Origin of the sequence: Atopobacter sp. AH10, from assembly GCF_003664595.1 — a bacterium.
Taxonomy (GTDB): Bacteria; Bacillota; Bacilli; order Lactobacillales; family Aerococcaceae; genus Atopobacter.
Genome location: NZ_QXPZ01000002.1, coordinates 39,703 through 56,551, shown reverse-complemented (window position 1 = coordinate 56,551; position 16,849 = coordinate 39,703). Strand labels below are relative to the sequence as shown.

The window sequence follows — 16,849 nt, the reverse complement described above, 5'->3', positions numbered from 1 at the left end:
GAAGCTACTTTGACAACAGATGTCATTTCTGATATTTCAAAAAAAGTCTCCGCCTTTGAGAAACGTTATGCGGTAGAACAAGTAGGGGAAGTTACCTATATTGGCGATGGGATTGCCAAAGTAGTCGGCTTGACGGATGTCATGAGTGGTGAATTGGTCATCTTTAACAATGGAACAAAAGGGATGGCTCAAAACCTTGAAACAGAGCAGGTAGGGGTTATCATCTTTGGGAAGTATGATGACATTCATGTAGGAGATTTAGTTAGACAAACAGGACGTATTCTCGAAGTTCCCGTTGGAGATGGCATGATTGGCCGAGTAGTTAATGCTTTAGGTGAACCCATTGATGGTTTAGGGCAAATCAAAAGTGATCGAACAAGACCAGTAGAACATGCGGCTCCTGGGATTATGGACAGGCAATCTGTTTGTGAATCCCTTGCAACTGGTCAAAAAGCCATTGATAGCTTAGTTCCAATTGGTAAGGGACAACGGGAATTGATTATTGGAGACCGTAAAACTGGTAAGACCAGCATTGCTGTTGATACCATCTTGAACCAAAAAGGCAAAGATGTTATTTGTATCTATGTCGCAATTGGTCAAAAAGAGTCGTCTGTTCGATCCTTAATCGAGGTTTTCCGTCAACATGGCGCACTAGATTATACCTTAGTGGTATCAGCCGGAGCTAGTGAACCTTCACCTATGCTCTATATTGCTCCTTATGCTGCGACGGCTATCGGTGAAGAATTTATGCATTCTGGCCGAGATGTGCTAATTGTTTATGATGATCTATCCAAACAAGCAGCGGCTTATCGTGAAATATCCTTGCTCTTGAGAAGGCCACCTGGACGGGAAGCTTATCCAGGGGATGTATTCTATTTACATTCTCGTTTATTAGAGCGTTCTGCCAAATTGAGTGATGCTTTAGGTGGTGGATCTTTAACTGCTCTGCCGATTGTTGAAACGCAAGCAGGGGATATCTCAGCCTATATTCCAACAAATGTTATTTCTATTACAGATGGGCAAATCTTCCTTCAAAGCGATCTTTTCTTTGCAGGGGTTCGGCCAGCTATATCAGCAGGTCTATCTGTTTCCCGTGTTGGTGGGGCAGCTCAAATTAAGGCCATGAAGAAGGTTTCAGGAACTTTGCGGATTGACTTAGCTAGCTTTAGAGAGTTGGAAAGCTTTGCGCAATTTGGATCAGATTTGGATGAAGCCACTCAACAAAAATTGAATCGTGGGAAGAGGACGGTGGATATCCTAAAACAAGGAGTACACCAACCACTTGCGGTTGAATATCAGGTGGCAATTCTCTTTGCTTTATCACATGGGGCTTTGGATGATATCCCAATTGATCGAATCGCTGACTATGAACGGCGATTGTTTGATTTCCTAGATGCGCAACATCCAGAGTTATTGACGGAAATTCGGCAAACAGGTGATTTACCAGATGAGGAAACCTTCTTTAATGCCATCTATGACTTTAATGAACAATTTGTTTAAGAATGACAAGTAAGACTGAAAAATATGAATCATTGGCAAAAGGAGGGCTAAGACGATGGGAGCTTCATTAACTGAAACGAAAACACGTATCGCCTCCACGAAGAAAACGAGCCAAATTACTGCGGCTATGCAGATGGTGTCGGCCTCTAAGTTGATGAAATCTGAAGGGCTAGTCCGTAAGTATGAAAATTATGCCAAACATATTCGGGAAATGGTCTTGCATTTGGTTTATGCCAATCGAGACAAACTCTTGATGACTTCCAACGATCCTGTTGAAGTCAAGCAGAAAGATTCCGATGATTTCTTGGATTATCATGATTTGTTGATTACCAGACCAGTCCGTCGTACCGCCTATTTGATCATTTCTTCTGATCAAGGCTTGGCTGGCTCTTACAATTCTTCCATCTTTTCTTCCACCTTGGAAATGTTGGAAAGAGATCATCAGAATGATCCAGCCAGCTTTTTATTGATGACAATAGGGCAGTCTGGATCTGCTTTCTTTAAACGCTTAGGCTATGAAGTGGCTTATGATATATCAGGTTTATCGGATCAACCATCTTTTACAGAAGTGCGATCGATTATTGTAAAAGCAGTAAGTCTATATCGTTCTGGTGAATTTGATGAACTATATGTTTGCTATAACCATCATGTGAATGCTTTGGTATCCAACTTTCGAGTAGAGAAGATGCTACCTTTAGTAGATATTGATGAGCCAGAGGATAACCATTCGATGAAAGAAGTGGACTATATCTTAGAACCGTCTCAAGAAGAAATTCTTGAACAACTATTGCCTCAGTATGCAGAAAGCTTAATCTATGGAGCCATCCTAGATGCTAAAACGGCGGAACATGCCAGTCGGATGACAGCGATGCGGATGGCAACGGATAATGCTCATCAGTTAGTTGATGATTTAACCATTCAATTGAATCGGAGACGTCAAGCACAAATTACGCAAGAAATTACGGAAATTGTTGGTGGAGCCTCCGCTTTAGAAGAAAATGACTAGTTCTTTCTCCCTAGTTTTGAACTAGAGATAAGACAGCTAGGCATATATCCTCAAAAAAGAAAGAAGGGGAATTGTGAGAAAAGGTGAAATTGTACAGGTCGTTGGCCCAGTTGTCGACGTCAAATTTCCACTTGGTGATGGTGTACCGGAAATTAATCACGCTCTTGAGGTGGAAGGATTAATTCGTGAGGGAAAGCCAACCCAAATTGTTCTGGAAGTTGCCCTTCAATTAGGTGAAGGGATTGTTCGAACCATCTCAATGCAATCCACAGACGGTTTGAAACGTGGGATGTCTGTGACTAATACAGGGAAATCTATTTCAGTTCCAGTAGGTAAGGAAACTTTAGGGCGAGTATTTAATGTCTTGGGTCAAGAAATTGATGACAATCCACTGCCATTAGCTGAGGATGTTAGGCGCCTACCTATTCATAGAGAATCTCCAGCTTTTGAAGACTTGAGTGCCCGTTATGAAATATTACCAACTGGGATCAAGGTGATTGATTTGCTTGCTCCTTACCTTAAGGGAGGGAAAATCGGCCTCTTTGGTGGGGCTGGTGTTGGTAAAACGGTGCTTATTCAAGAACTTATCCATAATATAGCTGAAGAATTAGGCGGTATTTCTGTATTTACCGGGGTTGGTGAACGGACACGTGAAGGGAACGACCTCTATTCGGAAATGAAAGCCTCTGGAGTTATCAATAAGACAGCCATGGTCTTTGGGCAAATGAATGAACCACCTGGAGCTCGGATGCGGGTGCCATTAACCGGCTTAACCCTTGCGGAATCTTTCCGTGATGAAGCCAAACAAGATGTACTGCTCTTTATCGATAATATTTTCCGCTTTACCCAAGCAGGTTCTGAGGTATCGGCTTTGCTGGGACGGATGCCATCTGCAGTTGGTTATCAACCGACTTTAGCCACTGAAATGGGGCAATTGCAAGAACGGATTACGTCTACTCGAAATGGATCAATTACCTCTATCCAAGCCATCTATGTCCCTGCTGATGACTATACGGATCCTGCTCCAGCTACGACTTTCGCACATTTGGATGCGACAACCAACTTGGAACGCCGATTGACAGAACAAGGGATTTACCCAGCCGTGGATCCATTGGCATCGACCTCAAGCGCTCTTACCCCTGAAATTGTCGGGGAAGAACATTATCAAGTTGCTAGAAGGGTGCAATCCACTTTGCAAAGATATCGTGAATTGCAAGATATCATTGCTATTTTGGGGATTGATGAACTATCTGACGAAGAAAAGGTTATTGTGGCTAGAGCTCGTCGGATTCAATTCTTCCTATCTCAAAACTTCCACGTCGCAGAAAGCTTTACAGGAGTCCCAGGTTCCTATGTACGGGTAGAAGATACTATCAAGGGCTTTAAGGGTATTTTAGATGGCTTGTATGATGATATTCCAGAAGATGCCTTCCGTAATGTTGGACCAATTGAGGACGTCTTAAGAAAAGCTGGTCGTAAGGTAGAAGATCGATCGCAACTAGTAGCTAACAAGTTAAATGAGGCGAAATCTAACGATGGTCAAGTGGGTGATCACTAATGGCAAACGAAAGTGTGATGCACTTAATCGTCACTACTCCAGAAGGGGTTCGATTTGACCACCATGCAACTGCGATAACCGTACCAACCACTATGGGACCTTATACCTTTTTAGCTAATCACACGCCAATTATTATGCCTTTAGTCATTGGCCCTGTAAATGTTGTTCGTGTGGAAAGACCTGATCGTGGGCATTTGGAAAATAGCATTGCTATATCGGATGGAATAGTCGAAGTGCGAGATAACGAAGTGAATGTGGTCGTTAATACAGCTGAACGTGCACGTGATATTGATTTAACTCGAGCAGAAAAGGCAAAGGCAAATGCTGAAGCCTACTTGAAAGAAGAACATACGCCAAACGAAATAGCTCGTGTACGTATTTCTTTAAATAAAGCCATCAACCGTATAGGGATTGCTGAAAAATATCGTCGTTAATGAAATGGAGGACGTCTCACTTTTAAGTGAGGCGTTTTTTTATGGGGAGAAGAGCAAAAGGGCAGTTAAACTTTTACAACTTTTAAGGGAAAGTCTAAGGGCTTCTGTAAAAAAATGGGAAATTCACTACTAATTAAGTTTTCCTTTCCTCCGTGGCAAGGCCATCTGTAAAAGAAGGGAAATTCATCTTCTGACCCTGTGGATGAAAATTTAAGCTAAGACTTAACAAGAGAAAAAGAAGGGCGATTCGTGAAGAAAGACGCAAGTTTTACTTAAATTTAAGGACGGAGTGTGTTAAACTGAAAATGTTGCTAAGAAAGGATGGGAAAATGGCTCATTTTTACGGGATAATTGCTCTATGCAAATTATTCATTTTATTAACGGTAACAGGCATAGTCTTGGGCTGGATGAATCGACTGCCCTTAGAACGTTGGTTAATAGGCTTGCCTGAAAAGGATCGAAAATTGTGTGGCGTATTTATTGGGTTGAGTCTTAGCTTCATGGTGAGCCAATTTTTTATGATATTAATTGATTTGACGACACAATTTTCCATCAATTTGTTGAAGTAAAGGAGTTTGTTTCATGAAAGATGTCATCAAGGTAGTTGGAGGAAATCGCCTGCATGGACGTGTTCGTGTAGAAGGGGCAAAGAATGCCGTTTTACCTATTTTAGCGGCAAGTATTTTGGGTCAAGGGACTCCCTCAGTACTGACTAATGTACCAAATTTATCAGATGTTCATATGATGTTAAATGTATTGAAATCCGTTAATGTGAACAGTTTTTATGATCCAGAAAATCAAACGATCAAACTAGATGCAACTGAGGATGTTTCTTCAGTAGCTCCTTTTGAATATGTCAGCAAAATGCGGGCTTCTATCGTGGTGATGGGGCCACTTTTGGCACGTATAGGTCATTGTAAAGTCGCCCTTCCAGGTGGTTGTACCATTGGATCAAGGCCAATTGATTTACATTTAAAAGGCTTTGAAGCTATGGGGGCCAACATTGAGATCAAGGGTGGTTATGTCTATGCGACATCTTGTGGCTTGCATGGGGCAAAGATCTACCTTGACTTCCCTAGTGTCGGGGCTACACAAAACTTGATGATGGCTGCGACAATGGCTGAAGGTGTAACAGTCCTAGAAAATGTGGCACGTGAGCCAGAAATTGTTGATTTAGCCAACTACTTAAACAAGATGGGGAGTAAGATTGTAGGAGCTGGTACTGAAACAATTCGTATAGAAGGTGTCAAAGTTCTTCATGGTGTCGAACATTCGATCATACCAGATAGAATCGAAACTGGAACTTTCATGATCGCTGCCGCGGTTACTGGTGGAGATATTTTCATCGAAGATGCTATAGTAGACCATAACCGCTCTTTAGTGGCTAAATTGACTGAAATGAGATGTATCATTGAAGAAACAACTGATGGGGTCAGAGTAATCGGACCAGATAAATTAATGGCGACAGATGCTAAAACTTTGCCTTATCCTGGTTTCCCAACTGATATTCAAGCGCCATTTACTATAGCTCAACTGTTGAGCCATGGTAAATCCTCTATGACAGAAACGGTATTTGAAAATCGTTTTCGTCATTTAGAGGAATTACGGCGAATGAACTTGGATTTCAATGTCCAAGGACGGACCGCCGTATTTGATGGACCAGCTGAACTGAATGGAGCCTATGTTGAGGCGACAGACTTGCGTGCGGCTGCTGCTCTAGTTTTAGCAGGTCTATGTGCAGAAGGTGAAACTACGGTTAGCCAATTACAATATCTTGATAGAGGATATTACCACTTTACTGAAAAATTGCAGGCCTTAGGAGCAGATGTGAAACGCCTAGCAGGAGAATTAATTGACGCTTAGAGTGACTTTAAGGCTGGTTGAGGATACTCGACCAGCTTTTTTGAAATAAAAACGAAAGCTTCTTCCTTTAATAGGAGGGCAAAAGAAAAGCTATCTTAGACTGATAGTCAGACTATTTCTAGATTTTTTCTTGGGACAAATTTTGATCTTGAATGGACTGTTTATAGGGAATAATTACGGATAGCTAATGAGTAGATGATGGAGATTCTTAATGAAAGCAAGGTGGTTAAAGGTGAACCAATGGCGCAATAGTCGACAAACACTAATGAAAAGTCTAGTTTCTTTCCTTTTATTCTGTCTAGCTGGGCTGTTTTTATTTATCGTGGGACTTGTGATAGGCTATGGCTTTATAGGTTCAGGAGAACCTTTTGCTATTCTAAAGCAAGAAACATGGGCGAATCTAATGACTTATTTCAAGTAAACTGGCAAGAAAAAAGGACTTGTGTCAAGTTAAGTTCTACTGAAATCGAAGAGAATAAAGATACATAAGTACTTCATCTAGGACGATTTTAGATATTTAGCAAAAAAATTTTGACAAATAATGTCCAAAAAGCCTGTATTGGCTGAAATAGTAAGAAAAACTAGATCATGCTGTTTTTTTACCTAAAGGATCAATTTATGATATACTATACCAAAAGGAGGAAGATGCATGAATTTAATTCCTACAGTAATTGAACAATCATCTCGTGGTGAAAGAGCTTACGATATTTATTCTCGTCTGTTAAAAGATCGGATCATCATGGTTTCAGGCCCGATTGAAGACGATATGGCTAATGCCATTATTGCACAATTATTATTCTTGGAAGCTCAGGATCCTGAGAAAGATATTTACATGTATATTAACTCACCAGGTGGATCTGTCACGGCGGGTTTGGCTATTTATGACACCATGCAATTTATTAAGGCAGATGTTCAAACCATTGCCATGGGTTTGGCAGCATCTATGGGGGCTTTCTTACTGACGGCCGGTGCAAAGGGCAAACGTTATGCTTTGCCAAACGCCGAAATTTTGATTCACCAACCATTAGGTGGCGCTCAAGGTCAAGCAACAGAAATTGAAATTGCCGCACGTCAAATTTTAAAAACTCGTGAACGCTTAAATCGAATTTTATCTGAGCGTACAGGGCAACCGCTCGAAGTTATTCAAAAAGATACTGATCGTGATAACTACATGACTGCTGAAGAAGCAAAAGCCTATGGGTTAATTGACGATATTATGACAAGCGCAGCTAGCCAAAAATAAAAGGAGGGCACTATGTCAGTCTTTAACGATATTAATCAGCTCAATTACAACGGGCATAAGATTGACCCGACTACAGGGACACTAAAAGGTAGTCAAGATGCCCACCAAATTATTGTTGAATATCACAATGTGGCTTGCCCAGATTGTAAAAATTGGTGGGAAACGCACAGACCTTACCTGACTCGCTTAACCAGACATGGGGACTTGGGTCGTTTGATCAAGTTTTTGAACAAAGATAAACCAGGTTTGAGAGCGGGGCGTGTGGCCCATAAGTATCTAGACTTATATGATCCTAACCATCTTTCTGAACAATTGGATTTCCTATACGCTAACCAAGCTGAATGGCGGGCGTTAGGTGGGAAAAAATTAACCGATTATTTGGAAGAACACTTGGGTCAAGCTTATGACCACCAAGACATTTTAGACAAAGTGGCTGAAGAAGCTGAACGGCTAGGTCTTCACAACATTCCAACCATTGTTTTATCAGACGATGACTATTGGACAGAAGATGTGACCACACCTCAAGTACAATGCCGTTTATTTGAAATGCGTAAGTAACTTTGATATAAGCCGAATGAATAGAATAAAAAATATAGGATAGGGTGAAAGGCCTAATCCGGTTTAAAAAAGAAGGTCAAATCAACTTTATGAAAATGATTGACCTTCTTTTTGCTTTGAAATTTTACATTCTAAGCTATAGCTGATTAAGGAGAGGGCTTTGAAAAAATAAGTGAAATGTCTTGAAAGTTTTAACGCATTTAGGTATAATGATCACTGTTGAGTCGCCTTAGTGTAATGGATATCACGCAAGATTCCGGTTCTTGCGATGGGGGTTCGATTCCCTCAGGCGACGTCGGAAAGCTTGATCGATCAAGCGCCCCTTTTTTTATTAAGGGGATCTCATTCAAAAGACAAGTCTTAGATTAGAAGACTTGTCTTTTTTTTTACAATAAAAGACCTATGCTTTGTACTTAAACAGCTTCTATCCTGAAGATCTGAAGATTTTCTAGACTGGGGGATTTCAAGATTTGTGATTAATAATCCTGACGAAACATCTAGCCAAGAGAGTAAAAATATAGATGAGCATATAATTTGTATGGCTTTGTGTAACCGCTTATAATTTTAGTTAGTAGGAGACTTGATCCTGTCTAAAGAGTAAAGGGGTCAAAAGAATACTTTACCGGCCGAAAAGTATTCGAGATAAGCTCTAGGAGGGATGCCATATTTTAAAAGAAGAGAAAGTTATAAATATAAAAGTCATTGGACAAAGAAAAATTTATTGTGTATAAAGGGGTTCATTCAAGTGTCATGTGCTAGTAGCCTTATGGAAAGGGTTAAGGATGGAATAGTTCAGGACTAGTCAAGAATTGATAGGGTTCTTAATGGCTAGGAGAACAGAAGGCTATTAGAGTATGGAATGAGAGTGTTTGCTGTCGTCCTCATGTAGGAAAAGTGGACGGCTTCTTTAAAAAACTTAACTGAGAAAAATTCTCAATAGGCTTGCTGATAAAAATGTCTGGATCACTCTTATTAGAAATTGGACTTTAGGCTAGTTGACCTTTTTTAGGGTGATTTTGGCTGGAGCTAAATCTTCCTTTTAGGATGGCCTGCTCTATAATGATCTGGAATGTTCTCGTTAGATGTGTCATTAAACTATGGATAAATATTGAAGATAAGGGAGTGTAAATGATGGCTGAATTATCTTATAATGCACCAAAGGAAGTAAAGGATTTGGAAATTTTTAATACGATTGAACTGGAAGACTTTGCTCGTTTAGTTATGCCAAAAGGGGGATTTGACTACTTAGCAGGTGGGTCAGGTGATGAATTTACTTTAAGACGTAATGTGGAAGCTTTTAATTTTAAAGGGATTCTACCTCGTGTGGCGGCTAATGTGGAATTCCCAGACACACAAACGAAAATTTTTGAGCACGAATTGAAAGTTCCCTTTATCATGGCGCCAATTGCTGCTCATGGCTTAGCCCATCAAAGCAAAGAAGCAGGCACAGCTAGAGGTATTCATGAATTTGGCGGTTCTCTTATGTCCATTTCTGCTTATTCTGGAGCCTCGTTTCAAGAAATTTCTGCTGGCTTAAAAGATACGCCTCGTTGGTTCCAAATTTATATGTCTAAAGATGATGAACTGAATAAGCATATCTTGGATGAAGCTAAGGCTGATGGGGCTTCTGCAATTATTCTGACAGCAGATGCTACCATCTCGGGTAACCGGGATCGTGACGATAAGAATCATTTTGTTTACCCATTTGGTATGCCGATTGTTTCACGCTATCTCACAGGTAGTGGGAAAAATATGTCGCTCAATAATATCTACGCCCAATCGAAGCAAAAAATATCTCTAGAGGATATAGGCTTTATTAAAGAACATTCTGAACTGCCAGTTTTCTTAAAAGGAGTTCAAACCCCTGAAGATGCATTAGCTGGTTTAGGAGCAGGCGCTGATGGTATATGGGTGTCTAACCATGGAGGACGTCAGTTAGATGGTGCACCGGCTTCTTTTGAAGTATTGGAAGAAATAGCTCTTGCTGTAGCAGGTCGGGTGCCAATCGTATTTGATTCTGGTATTCGTCGTGGGGAACATATATTTAAGGCTTTGGCTTCTGGAGCAGATATTGTAGCGATTGGTCGTCCTGCTTTGTTTGGACTGGCTTTAGGTGGCTGGAAGGGCGTTCGATCAGTCTTTGAATATTTTGAAAAGGATTTGAAACGTGTCATGCAACTAGCTGGTACACAAACCATTGAAGATATCAAGCACACTCGACTAAAGGATTTGAAATAGTCACTTCGTTTAGAGGATAGGGATTGTTTTTGAAATAAGTCATTATTATAGTAGAAAGTCGTTCAGGTCACTTCTTAGCTAGGAAAACTTGGACGACTTTTTTAGATAAAAAAGTTTTGCAAACCTCTATACAAGGAAGAGTTTTAGAGGAGAAAATCCTTTAAATAGGCATTATTCTTATGAATAGTGCTAGTCTTTACATAAAGGGATGAAATATGTCCCACGATAAAAATGCATTCTCCATTTAGGGACGAAAAAAGTCCCAAAATCTTAGGGCTTTTTCTTGTGTTTTTAATCGGAACTTGGTAAAATACCTATGTAAGTGAAAGAGATGACCTTTCAGTCGAGAATTGAAAGGGAAAAACGGGACGAATAATGTCCCTCGTTTATCAGGAGGTGGGACCAGTTGATGAAAAACTTGTTTCAACAGCTTGTTCCAGAATATTATCGTCAAATGCTTCATCGTGTCCACTTACTATCAGCTATAAATCAACGTCAACCGATTGGACGAAGAATGCTTGCTAAAGAATTAGCCTATTCAGAGCGAACCCTTCGATCAGATATAGAGGTATTACGCCAGCTTGGCTTAGTGGAAATCGCTAAGCAAGGTATTAGTCTATCATCCAAGGGAATAGAAGTTCTAAAGGCTTGTGAAAAGCAATCACCACTTTTTTCCAATATGGACGAAGAGGAAGAAGAGATTGCAAGCCTTTTAGGAGCGAGAATTGTCAAAATTGCTCGTTCCAGTGTTGAGGAAAAAGGATTCGCATTAGGGGAACAACTTGAACTGGTTTTGAATGACTTGTTACCGCATGGGAAAGATATGATTGCTGTAACAGGAGGGACGACCTTAGCAAGTTTAGTTTCCGGTTTATCTTCTCGATTGAATGTCGATCGTGAGATTGAATTTGTTCCTGCACGTGGGGGCATTGGTAAAACTCACCATATACAGGCGAATACAATTGCAGAAGCAATGGCCACAAAAATTAATGCAGATTACCAATCCTTATTTGTCCCAGAGCAAGTTTCCACAGAAACTTACCACGCTTTAATCGAAGAACCATCTGTTCACCTTGTCTTGAACAAGTTAGAGCATGTCGATGTGGTTGTCTTTAGTGTCGGAGATGCTAAGACAATGGCACAAAGACGCATGATGAGTCAAGCATTAATGGAGGAACTCGACCAACATGATGCAGTCGGTGAAGCTTTTGGGGTCTTCTTTAACCCTGATGGAAAGGTTGTTTTAAAATTGCCACGTATCGGCTTGCATTTATCGGATGTCGAGCGTATTCGATTCCCGATAGCTGTTGTATCTGGCAAACAAAAAGTAAGGGCCTTGAAAGCCTTTATGAAGATGGTCCCTCATCACCACGTCGTTTTAATAATAGATGAGGAAATTTCACATTCGATTTTAAAAGGGTAACCTTTTAAATAAATTTTTTTCCTTAAGGAGGAAATGATATCATGACAAAAGTTGCAATTAACGGGTTTGGACGTATTGGTCGTTTGGCATTACGCCGTATTCTTGAAACAGAAAACGATTTAGAAGTAGTAGCAATCAACGACTTAACGGACAATGCAGACTTAGTTTACTTGCTAAAATATGACACTGCTCAAGGACGTTTCCCTTATTCTGTAGAATTAAAAGGCGAATCTATCTATGTAGACGGTAAAGAAATCAAATCTTACGCTGAAAAAGATGCTAACAACTTGCCATGGGGCGAATTAGACATCGACATCGTTCTTGAATGTACTGGTTTCTACACTTCTGTAGAAAAAGCACAAGCTCACATCAACGCTGGGGCTAAACGTGTCTTGATTTCTGCTCCTGCTAAAGGTGATTTGAAGACTATCGTTTACGGTGTTAACCACGAAACATTAACTTCTGACGACAAGATCGTTTCTGCTGCTTCTTGCACAACTAACTGCTTGTCTCCAATGGTCAACACTTTACACCAAGTATTCGGTGTTGAACGTGCTTTGATGTCTACAATCCACGGTTACACAGCAACTCAAAAGACTCAAGATGCTCCTGGTGGCCGTAAGAACCGTGCTGGTGCAGCTAACATTATCCCTGCATCTACAGGTGCTGCTAAAGCTGTAGGTAAAGTAATTCCTGAATTGAACGGTAAGATTGACGGTACTGCTCAACGTGTACCTGTTATCACTGGTTCTGAAGTTGAACTTTACTCTGTATTATCTAAAGAAGTTACTGTTGAAGAAATCAACAAGGCTATGAAAGAAGCTTCTGAAAAGAACCCTGCTTTCTTGTACACTGAAGACGAAGTTGTATCTTCTGACATCATCGGTGTTCCTTCCGGTTCTATCTTCGATGCAACTCAAACTAAGATCATGGACGCTAACGGTGGCCAATTAGTTAAGACTGTTGCTTGGTACGATAACGAATACGGCTTCACTGGTAACATGGTTCGTACTTTGGACTACTTCTCCAAATTATAAGCCGATATAAACTAGACCTTTAAGAAGGCGGGAAGCTTCGCGCTTCTCGCTTTCCTCTTGAAAAAGCCTTTTTTAAATAAGAAAGTCATGATCAATATTTAGGAGGATCGCACATGGCAAAGAAAATTGTCACTGACTTAAATGTCAAAGATAAAGTGGTTCTAGAACGTGCCGATTTCAACGTTCCATTGAAAAATGGGGAAATCACCAACGACAACCGGATCACAGCTGCTTTACCAACTATCAAATGGTTATTAGACAATGGGGCTAAACTTGTTCTCTTCTCTCACTTAGGTAAAGTGAAAAAAGAAGAAGATAAAGCTGGCTTGACTTTGAAACCAGTTGCTAAACGTTTAGCTGAATTATTGGGACAAGATGTGACTTTTGTTCCTGAAACTCGTGGTCAATTATTAGAAGATACGATCAAGAACATGAAATCTGGCGATGTTGTTTTAGTAGAAAACACACGTTATGAAGACCTTGATGGGAAGAAAGAATCTAAGAATGATCCTGAATTAGGTAAATATTGGGCAAGCTTAGGTGACTTGTTCGTTAACGATGCTTTCGGTACAGCTCACCGTGCTCATGCTTCCAATATTGGGATTGCTAGCCACTTGGAATCTGCTGCTGGTTTCTTAATGGAAAAAGAAATCAAGTTCTTGGGTGAAGCTGTTGACAATCCAAAACGTCCATTCGTTGCCATTTTAGGTGGGGCTAAAGTTTCTGATAAGATCAACGTTATTGAAAGCTTATTGAAGAAAGCTGATAAAGTTCTTATCGGTGGCGGTATGGCTTATACCTTCTTGAAAGCACAAGGTAAAGAAGTAGGGAACTCTTTGCTAGAATTGGATAAAGTGGACTTAGCTAAAGATTTAATGGCTAAAGCTGGGGATAAACTTGTCTTGCCAGTAGATGTTGTTATCGCTGATGCTTTCTCTGAAGATGCTAACACTCAAACTGTTTCAGTTGACGATATTCCAGCTGAATGGGAAGGTTTGGATTGCGGTCCTCAAACAATCGAAAACTTTAAGGAAATTCTTAAAGATGCTAAAACTGTTGTTTGGAACGGGCCAATGGGCGTATTCGAAATGGAAAAATTCGCTCAAGGGACTTTAGGTGTCTGCAAAGCTTTAGCTGAATTAGAAGATGCTACGACTATTATCGGTGGTGGCGATTCAGCAGCTGCTGCTATTTCCTTAGGCTTCGAAGACAAAGTTAGCCACATTTCTACTGGTGGTGGTGCTTCCATGGAATACTTGGAAGGTAAAGAACTTCCAGGGATTGCAAGTATTTCTGAAAAATAATGTCAATGAGTTCTAATAGGGGAAGACTTGAGTTCTCTCCTATTAGTGCTTGTTATTCGCCTTAAGGAGGAATTTATACATGCGTAAACCGATTATCGCAGGGAACTGGAAAATGAATAAAACAGTTGCCGAAGCGAAAGCATTTGTTGAAGCTGTAAAAAATAACATTCCATCAACTGATAAAGTTGATGCTGTAGTAGCAGGTCCAACTTTGACCCTATCTGCTATTGTTGAAGCTGCCAAGGGCTCAGATTTACAATCTGCTGCTCAAAACTGCTATTTTGAAAATTCTGGGGCATTTACTGGTGAAACTAGCCCTGAAAGCTTAAAGGCTTTAGGCGTTGACTATGTCATCATTGGTCACTCTGAACGCCGTGAATATTTCCACGAAACAGATGAAGACATTAACAAAAAAGCTAAAGCTATCTTCAGCAATGGCTTACGTCCAATCATTTGCTGTGGTGAAAGCCTAGAACAACGTGAATCTGGTGAAACAGAAAGCTGGATTAAGGGCCAAATTACTGCTGCTCTAGCAGGTCTTAGCCATGAACAAGTTGCTGAAACTGTCATCGCTTATGAACCAATCTGGGCTATCGGTACAGGTAAATCTTCATCTGCTCAATTAGCTAATGAAACTTGTGGCTTAATTCGTGCAACTGTTGCTGAATTAACGAACCAAGAAGTGGCAGATGCCATTCGTATCCAATATGGTGGTTCTGTTAAACCAGCTAATATTAAAGAATACATGGCTGAAGAACACATCGATGGTGCTTTAGTCGGTGGCGCAAGCTTGGATCCAGAATCCTTCTTGGCTTTATTGGCTGTAGTTGAATAGCCTTTAGAAGTAGCCATTCATACTATTTAAAGGGCATAGGCTTCTAATGATGGAGCATTTGCCTGATGTCAAAAGTTCTAGTCGGCTAATAGGAGCTGACTAGGCTAGATAGGTAGTTATCCTCTAAAATGAGGAACTTAAATAAAAAGGAGATTATAAACATGCCTTATATTACAGACGTATACGCTCGTGAAGTACTTGACTCTCGTGGGAACCCAACGATTGAAGTAGATATCCATACAGAAAGTGGCGCATTTGGTCGCGGTATGGTTCCTTCTGGTGCTTCTACTGGTGAACATGAAGCCGTAGAACTTCGTGATGGGGACAAATCTCGTTACGAAGGTAAAGGGGTAACTAAAGCTGTTGATAACGTGAACAACATTATCGCTGAAGCTATTTTAGGTTACGATGTACGTGATCAAATGGCTATCGATAAATTGATGATCGAATTAGACGGCACTGAAAACAAAGGTAAATTAGGGGCTAACGCTATTTTGGCTGTTTCTATCGCTTGCGCACGTGCAGCAGCTGACTATTTAGATGTTCCTCTATACCAATACTTAGGTGGTTTCAATACTAAAGTATTGCCTACTCCAATGATGAACATCATCAACGGTGGTTCTCACTCTGATGCACCAATCGCTTTCCAAGAATTCATGATCTTGCCTGTTGGTGCACCAAGCTTTAAAGAAGCTTTGCGTTGGGGTGCTGAAATCTTCCACAAATTAAAGAGCATCTTGAAAGCTCGCGGTTTAGTTACAGCTGTTGGTGACGAAGGTGGTTTTGCGCCTACATTCGACAACACTGAAGATGCTGTTAAGACAATTTTAGACGCTATTGAAGGTGTTGGTTTAACTCCTGGTAAAGATGTCTTCCTAGGCTTTGACTGCGCTTCTTCTGAATTCTACAAAGATGGCGTTTACGACTACACTGTATTCGAAGGCGAAGGCGCTCCAAAACGTACTGCTGAAGAACAAGTAGACTTCTTGGAACACTTGGTAGATACTTACCCAATCCTTTCTATCGAAGATGGTATGGACGAAAATGACTGGGAAGGTTGGAAACTTCTTACTGACCGTTTGGGTAAAAAAGTTCAATTGGTTGGTGACGACTTGTTCGTTACAAATACTAAGATCTTGAAGAATGGTATCGAAAAAGGTGTGGCTAACTCTATCCTTATTAAAGTTAACCAAATCGGTACTTTGACTGAAACTTTCGAAGCTATCGAAATGGCTAAGAAAGCTGGTTACACTGCAGTTGTATCTCACCGTTCTGGGGAAACTGAAGATTCCACAATCGCTGACATCGCTGTAGCAACTAACGCTGGTCAAATCAAGACTGGTTCATTGAGCCGTACAGACCGTATGGCTAAGTATAACCAATTACTTCGCATCGAAGACCAATTGGGCGACTTGGCTGTTTACGAAGGCCTTTCTGCTTTCTACAACTTGAAAAAATAGTTTCGAGTTTATTGTAGAACTTGAATCAGGCGTAGAGCCTAACGACTCATTTATCGCTAATCAGTATTAATTATTTATTCATATGTCCAGACGTGAACTACCTGGCTAAGTTTAAAAGCTTAGCTGGGTAGTTTTTTGCTTTTATGGAGGCGATTGGAGCCTGAATGTTCCAATCAATAACGCCTGAATTACGGCTCTTTGTCAAATTTCCTTCTTGGTAAATTTTTTATAGAAAATCACTCTTCTTCGGGGGAGTGTTTTTTTATATTAGAGAGGATATTGTGCCTTCATGGGCTGTCAGATCTCAAGATCTGTTGACTCAGTTTATCGTATTTTGATCAAAAAGCTGTCCTTCTTATGACTTAGGGGATTCGACCATTTGGAAGGATC

15 protein-coding genes and 1 tRNA gene are annotated in these 16,849 nt (G+C 40.5%); all 16 read left to right on the top strand.

Annotated elements, in window-relative coordinates; translation table 11 throughout:
* Positions 1–24: 24 nt before the first annotated feature.
* A complete protein-coding gene (gene atpA / locus D3H64_RS00765) occupies positions 25–1,500 on the top strand; it encodes a F0F1 ATP synthase subunit alpha (RefSeq protein WP_370448429.1) in 1,476 nt (491 codons plus the stop codon).
* 55 nt (positions 1,501–1,555) lie between these two features.
* Complete coding sequence (locus D3H64_RS00760) at positions 1,556–2,506, top strand: F0F1 ATP synthase subunit gamma (RefSeq protein ID WP_121563863.1); 951 nt, start codon at positions 1,556–1,558, stop codon at positions 2,504–2,506.
* A 73-nt stretch (positions 2,507–2,579) separates the two neighbouring features.
* Complete coding sequence (gene atpD / locus D3H64_RS00755; RefSeq protein WP_121563861.1) at positions 2,580–4,064, top strand: F0F1 ATP synthase subunit beta; 1,485 nt, start codon at positions 2,580–2,582, stop codon at positions 4,062–4,064.
* A complete protein-coding gene (gene atpC / locus D3H64_RS00750) occupies positions 4,064–4,498 on the top strand; it encodes an ATP synthase F1 subunit epsilon (protein WP_121563859.1) in 435 nt (144 codons plus the stop codon). The genes atpD and atpC overlap by 1 nt, the downstream gene beginning before the upstream one ends.
* Before the next feature lie 329 nt (positions 4,499–4,827).
* Complete coding sequence (locus D3H64_RS00745; RefSeq protein WP_121563857.1) at positions 4,828–5,067, top strand: hypothetical protein; 240 nt, start codon at positions 4,828–4,830, stop codon at positions 5,065–5,067.
* A gap of 13 nt (positions 5,068–5,080) precedes the next feature.
* Positions 5,081–6,361, top strand: a complete 1,281-nt coding sequence (gene murA / locus D3H64_RS00740; RefSeq protein ID WP_121563855.1) for a UDP-N-acetylglucosamine 1-carboxyvinyltransferase — start codon at positions 5,081–5,083, stop codon at positions 6,359–6,361.
* 211 nt (positions 6,362–6,572) lie between these two features.
* A complete protein-coding gene (locus D3H64_RS00735) occupies positions 6,573–6,782 on the top strand; it encodes a DNA-directed RNA polymerase subunit beta (protein ID WP_121563853.1) in 210 nt (69 codons plus the stop codon).
* A gap of 228 nt (positions 6,783–7,010) precedes the next feature.
* Positions 7,011–7,604: an ATP-dependent Clp endopeptidase proteolytic subunit ClpP gene (gene clpP / locus D3H64_RS00730; protein WP_121563851.1), complete on the top strand. Its 594-nt coding sequence runs from the start codon at positions 7,011–7,013 to the stop codon at positions 7,602–7,604.
* A gap of 12 nt (positions 7,605–7,616) precedes the next feature.
* Positions 7,617–8,162 (top strand): thioredoxin domain-containing protein, encoded by a 546-nt coding sequence (locus D3H64_RS00725; RefSeq protein ID WP_121563849.1) that lies wholly within the window; start codon positions 7,617–7,619, stop codon positions 8,160–8,162.
* A gap of 223 nt (positions 8,163–8,385) precedes the next feature.
* Positions 8,386–8,457 (top strand) — tRNA-Arg (locus D3H64_RS00720).
* A gap of 836 nt (positions 8,458–9,293) precedes the next feature.
* Positions 9,294–10,400: a lactate oxidase gene (locus D3H64_RS00715; protein WP_121563847.1), complete on the top strand. Its 1,107-nt coding sequence runs from the start codon at positions 9,294–9,296 to the stop codon at positions 10,398–10,400.
* 409 nt (positions 10,401–10,809) lie between these two features.
* A complete protein-coding gene (locus D3H64_RS00710) occupies positions 10,810–11,823 on the top strand; it encodes a sugar-binding transcriptional regulator (protein ID WP_121563845.1) in 1,014 nt (337 codons plus the stop codon).
* A 38-nt stretch (positions 11,824–11,861) separates the two neighbouring features.
* The gene (gap, locus tag D3H64_RS00705; protein WP_121563843.1) at positions 11,862–12,860 is read left to right on the top strand and encodes a type I glyceraldehyde-3-phosphate dehydrogenase; all 999 of its coding nucleotides are present in this window, start codon (positions 11,862–11,864) and stop codon (positions 12,858–12,860) included.
* 113 nt (positions 12,861–12,973) lie between these two features.
* Positions 12,974–14,164 (top strand): phosphoglycerate kinase, encoded by a 1,191-nt coding sequence (gene pgk, locus D3H64_RS00700; RefSeq protein WP_121563841.1) that lies wholly within the window; start codon positions 12,974–12,976, stop codon positions 14,162–14,164.
* 79 nt (positions 14,165–14,243) lie between these two features.
* Positions 14,244–14,999 (top strand): triose-phosphate isomerase, encoded by a 756-nt coding sequence (gene tpiA / locus D3H64_RS00695; RefSeq protein WP_121563839.1) that lies wholly within the window; start codon positions 14,244–14,246, stop codon positions 14,997–14,999.
* A 161-nt stretch (positions 15,000–15,160) separates the two neighbouring features.
* Positions 15,161–16,459, top strand: coding sequence for a phosphopyruvate hydratase (gene eno, locus D3H64_RS00690; protein WP_121563837.1), 1,299 nt, complete (start codon positions 15,161–15,163; stop codon positions 16,457–16,459).
* Positions 16,460–16,849: the final 390 nt, after the last annotated feature.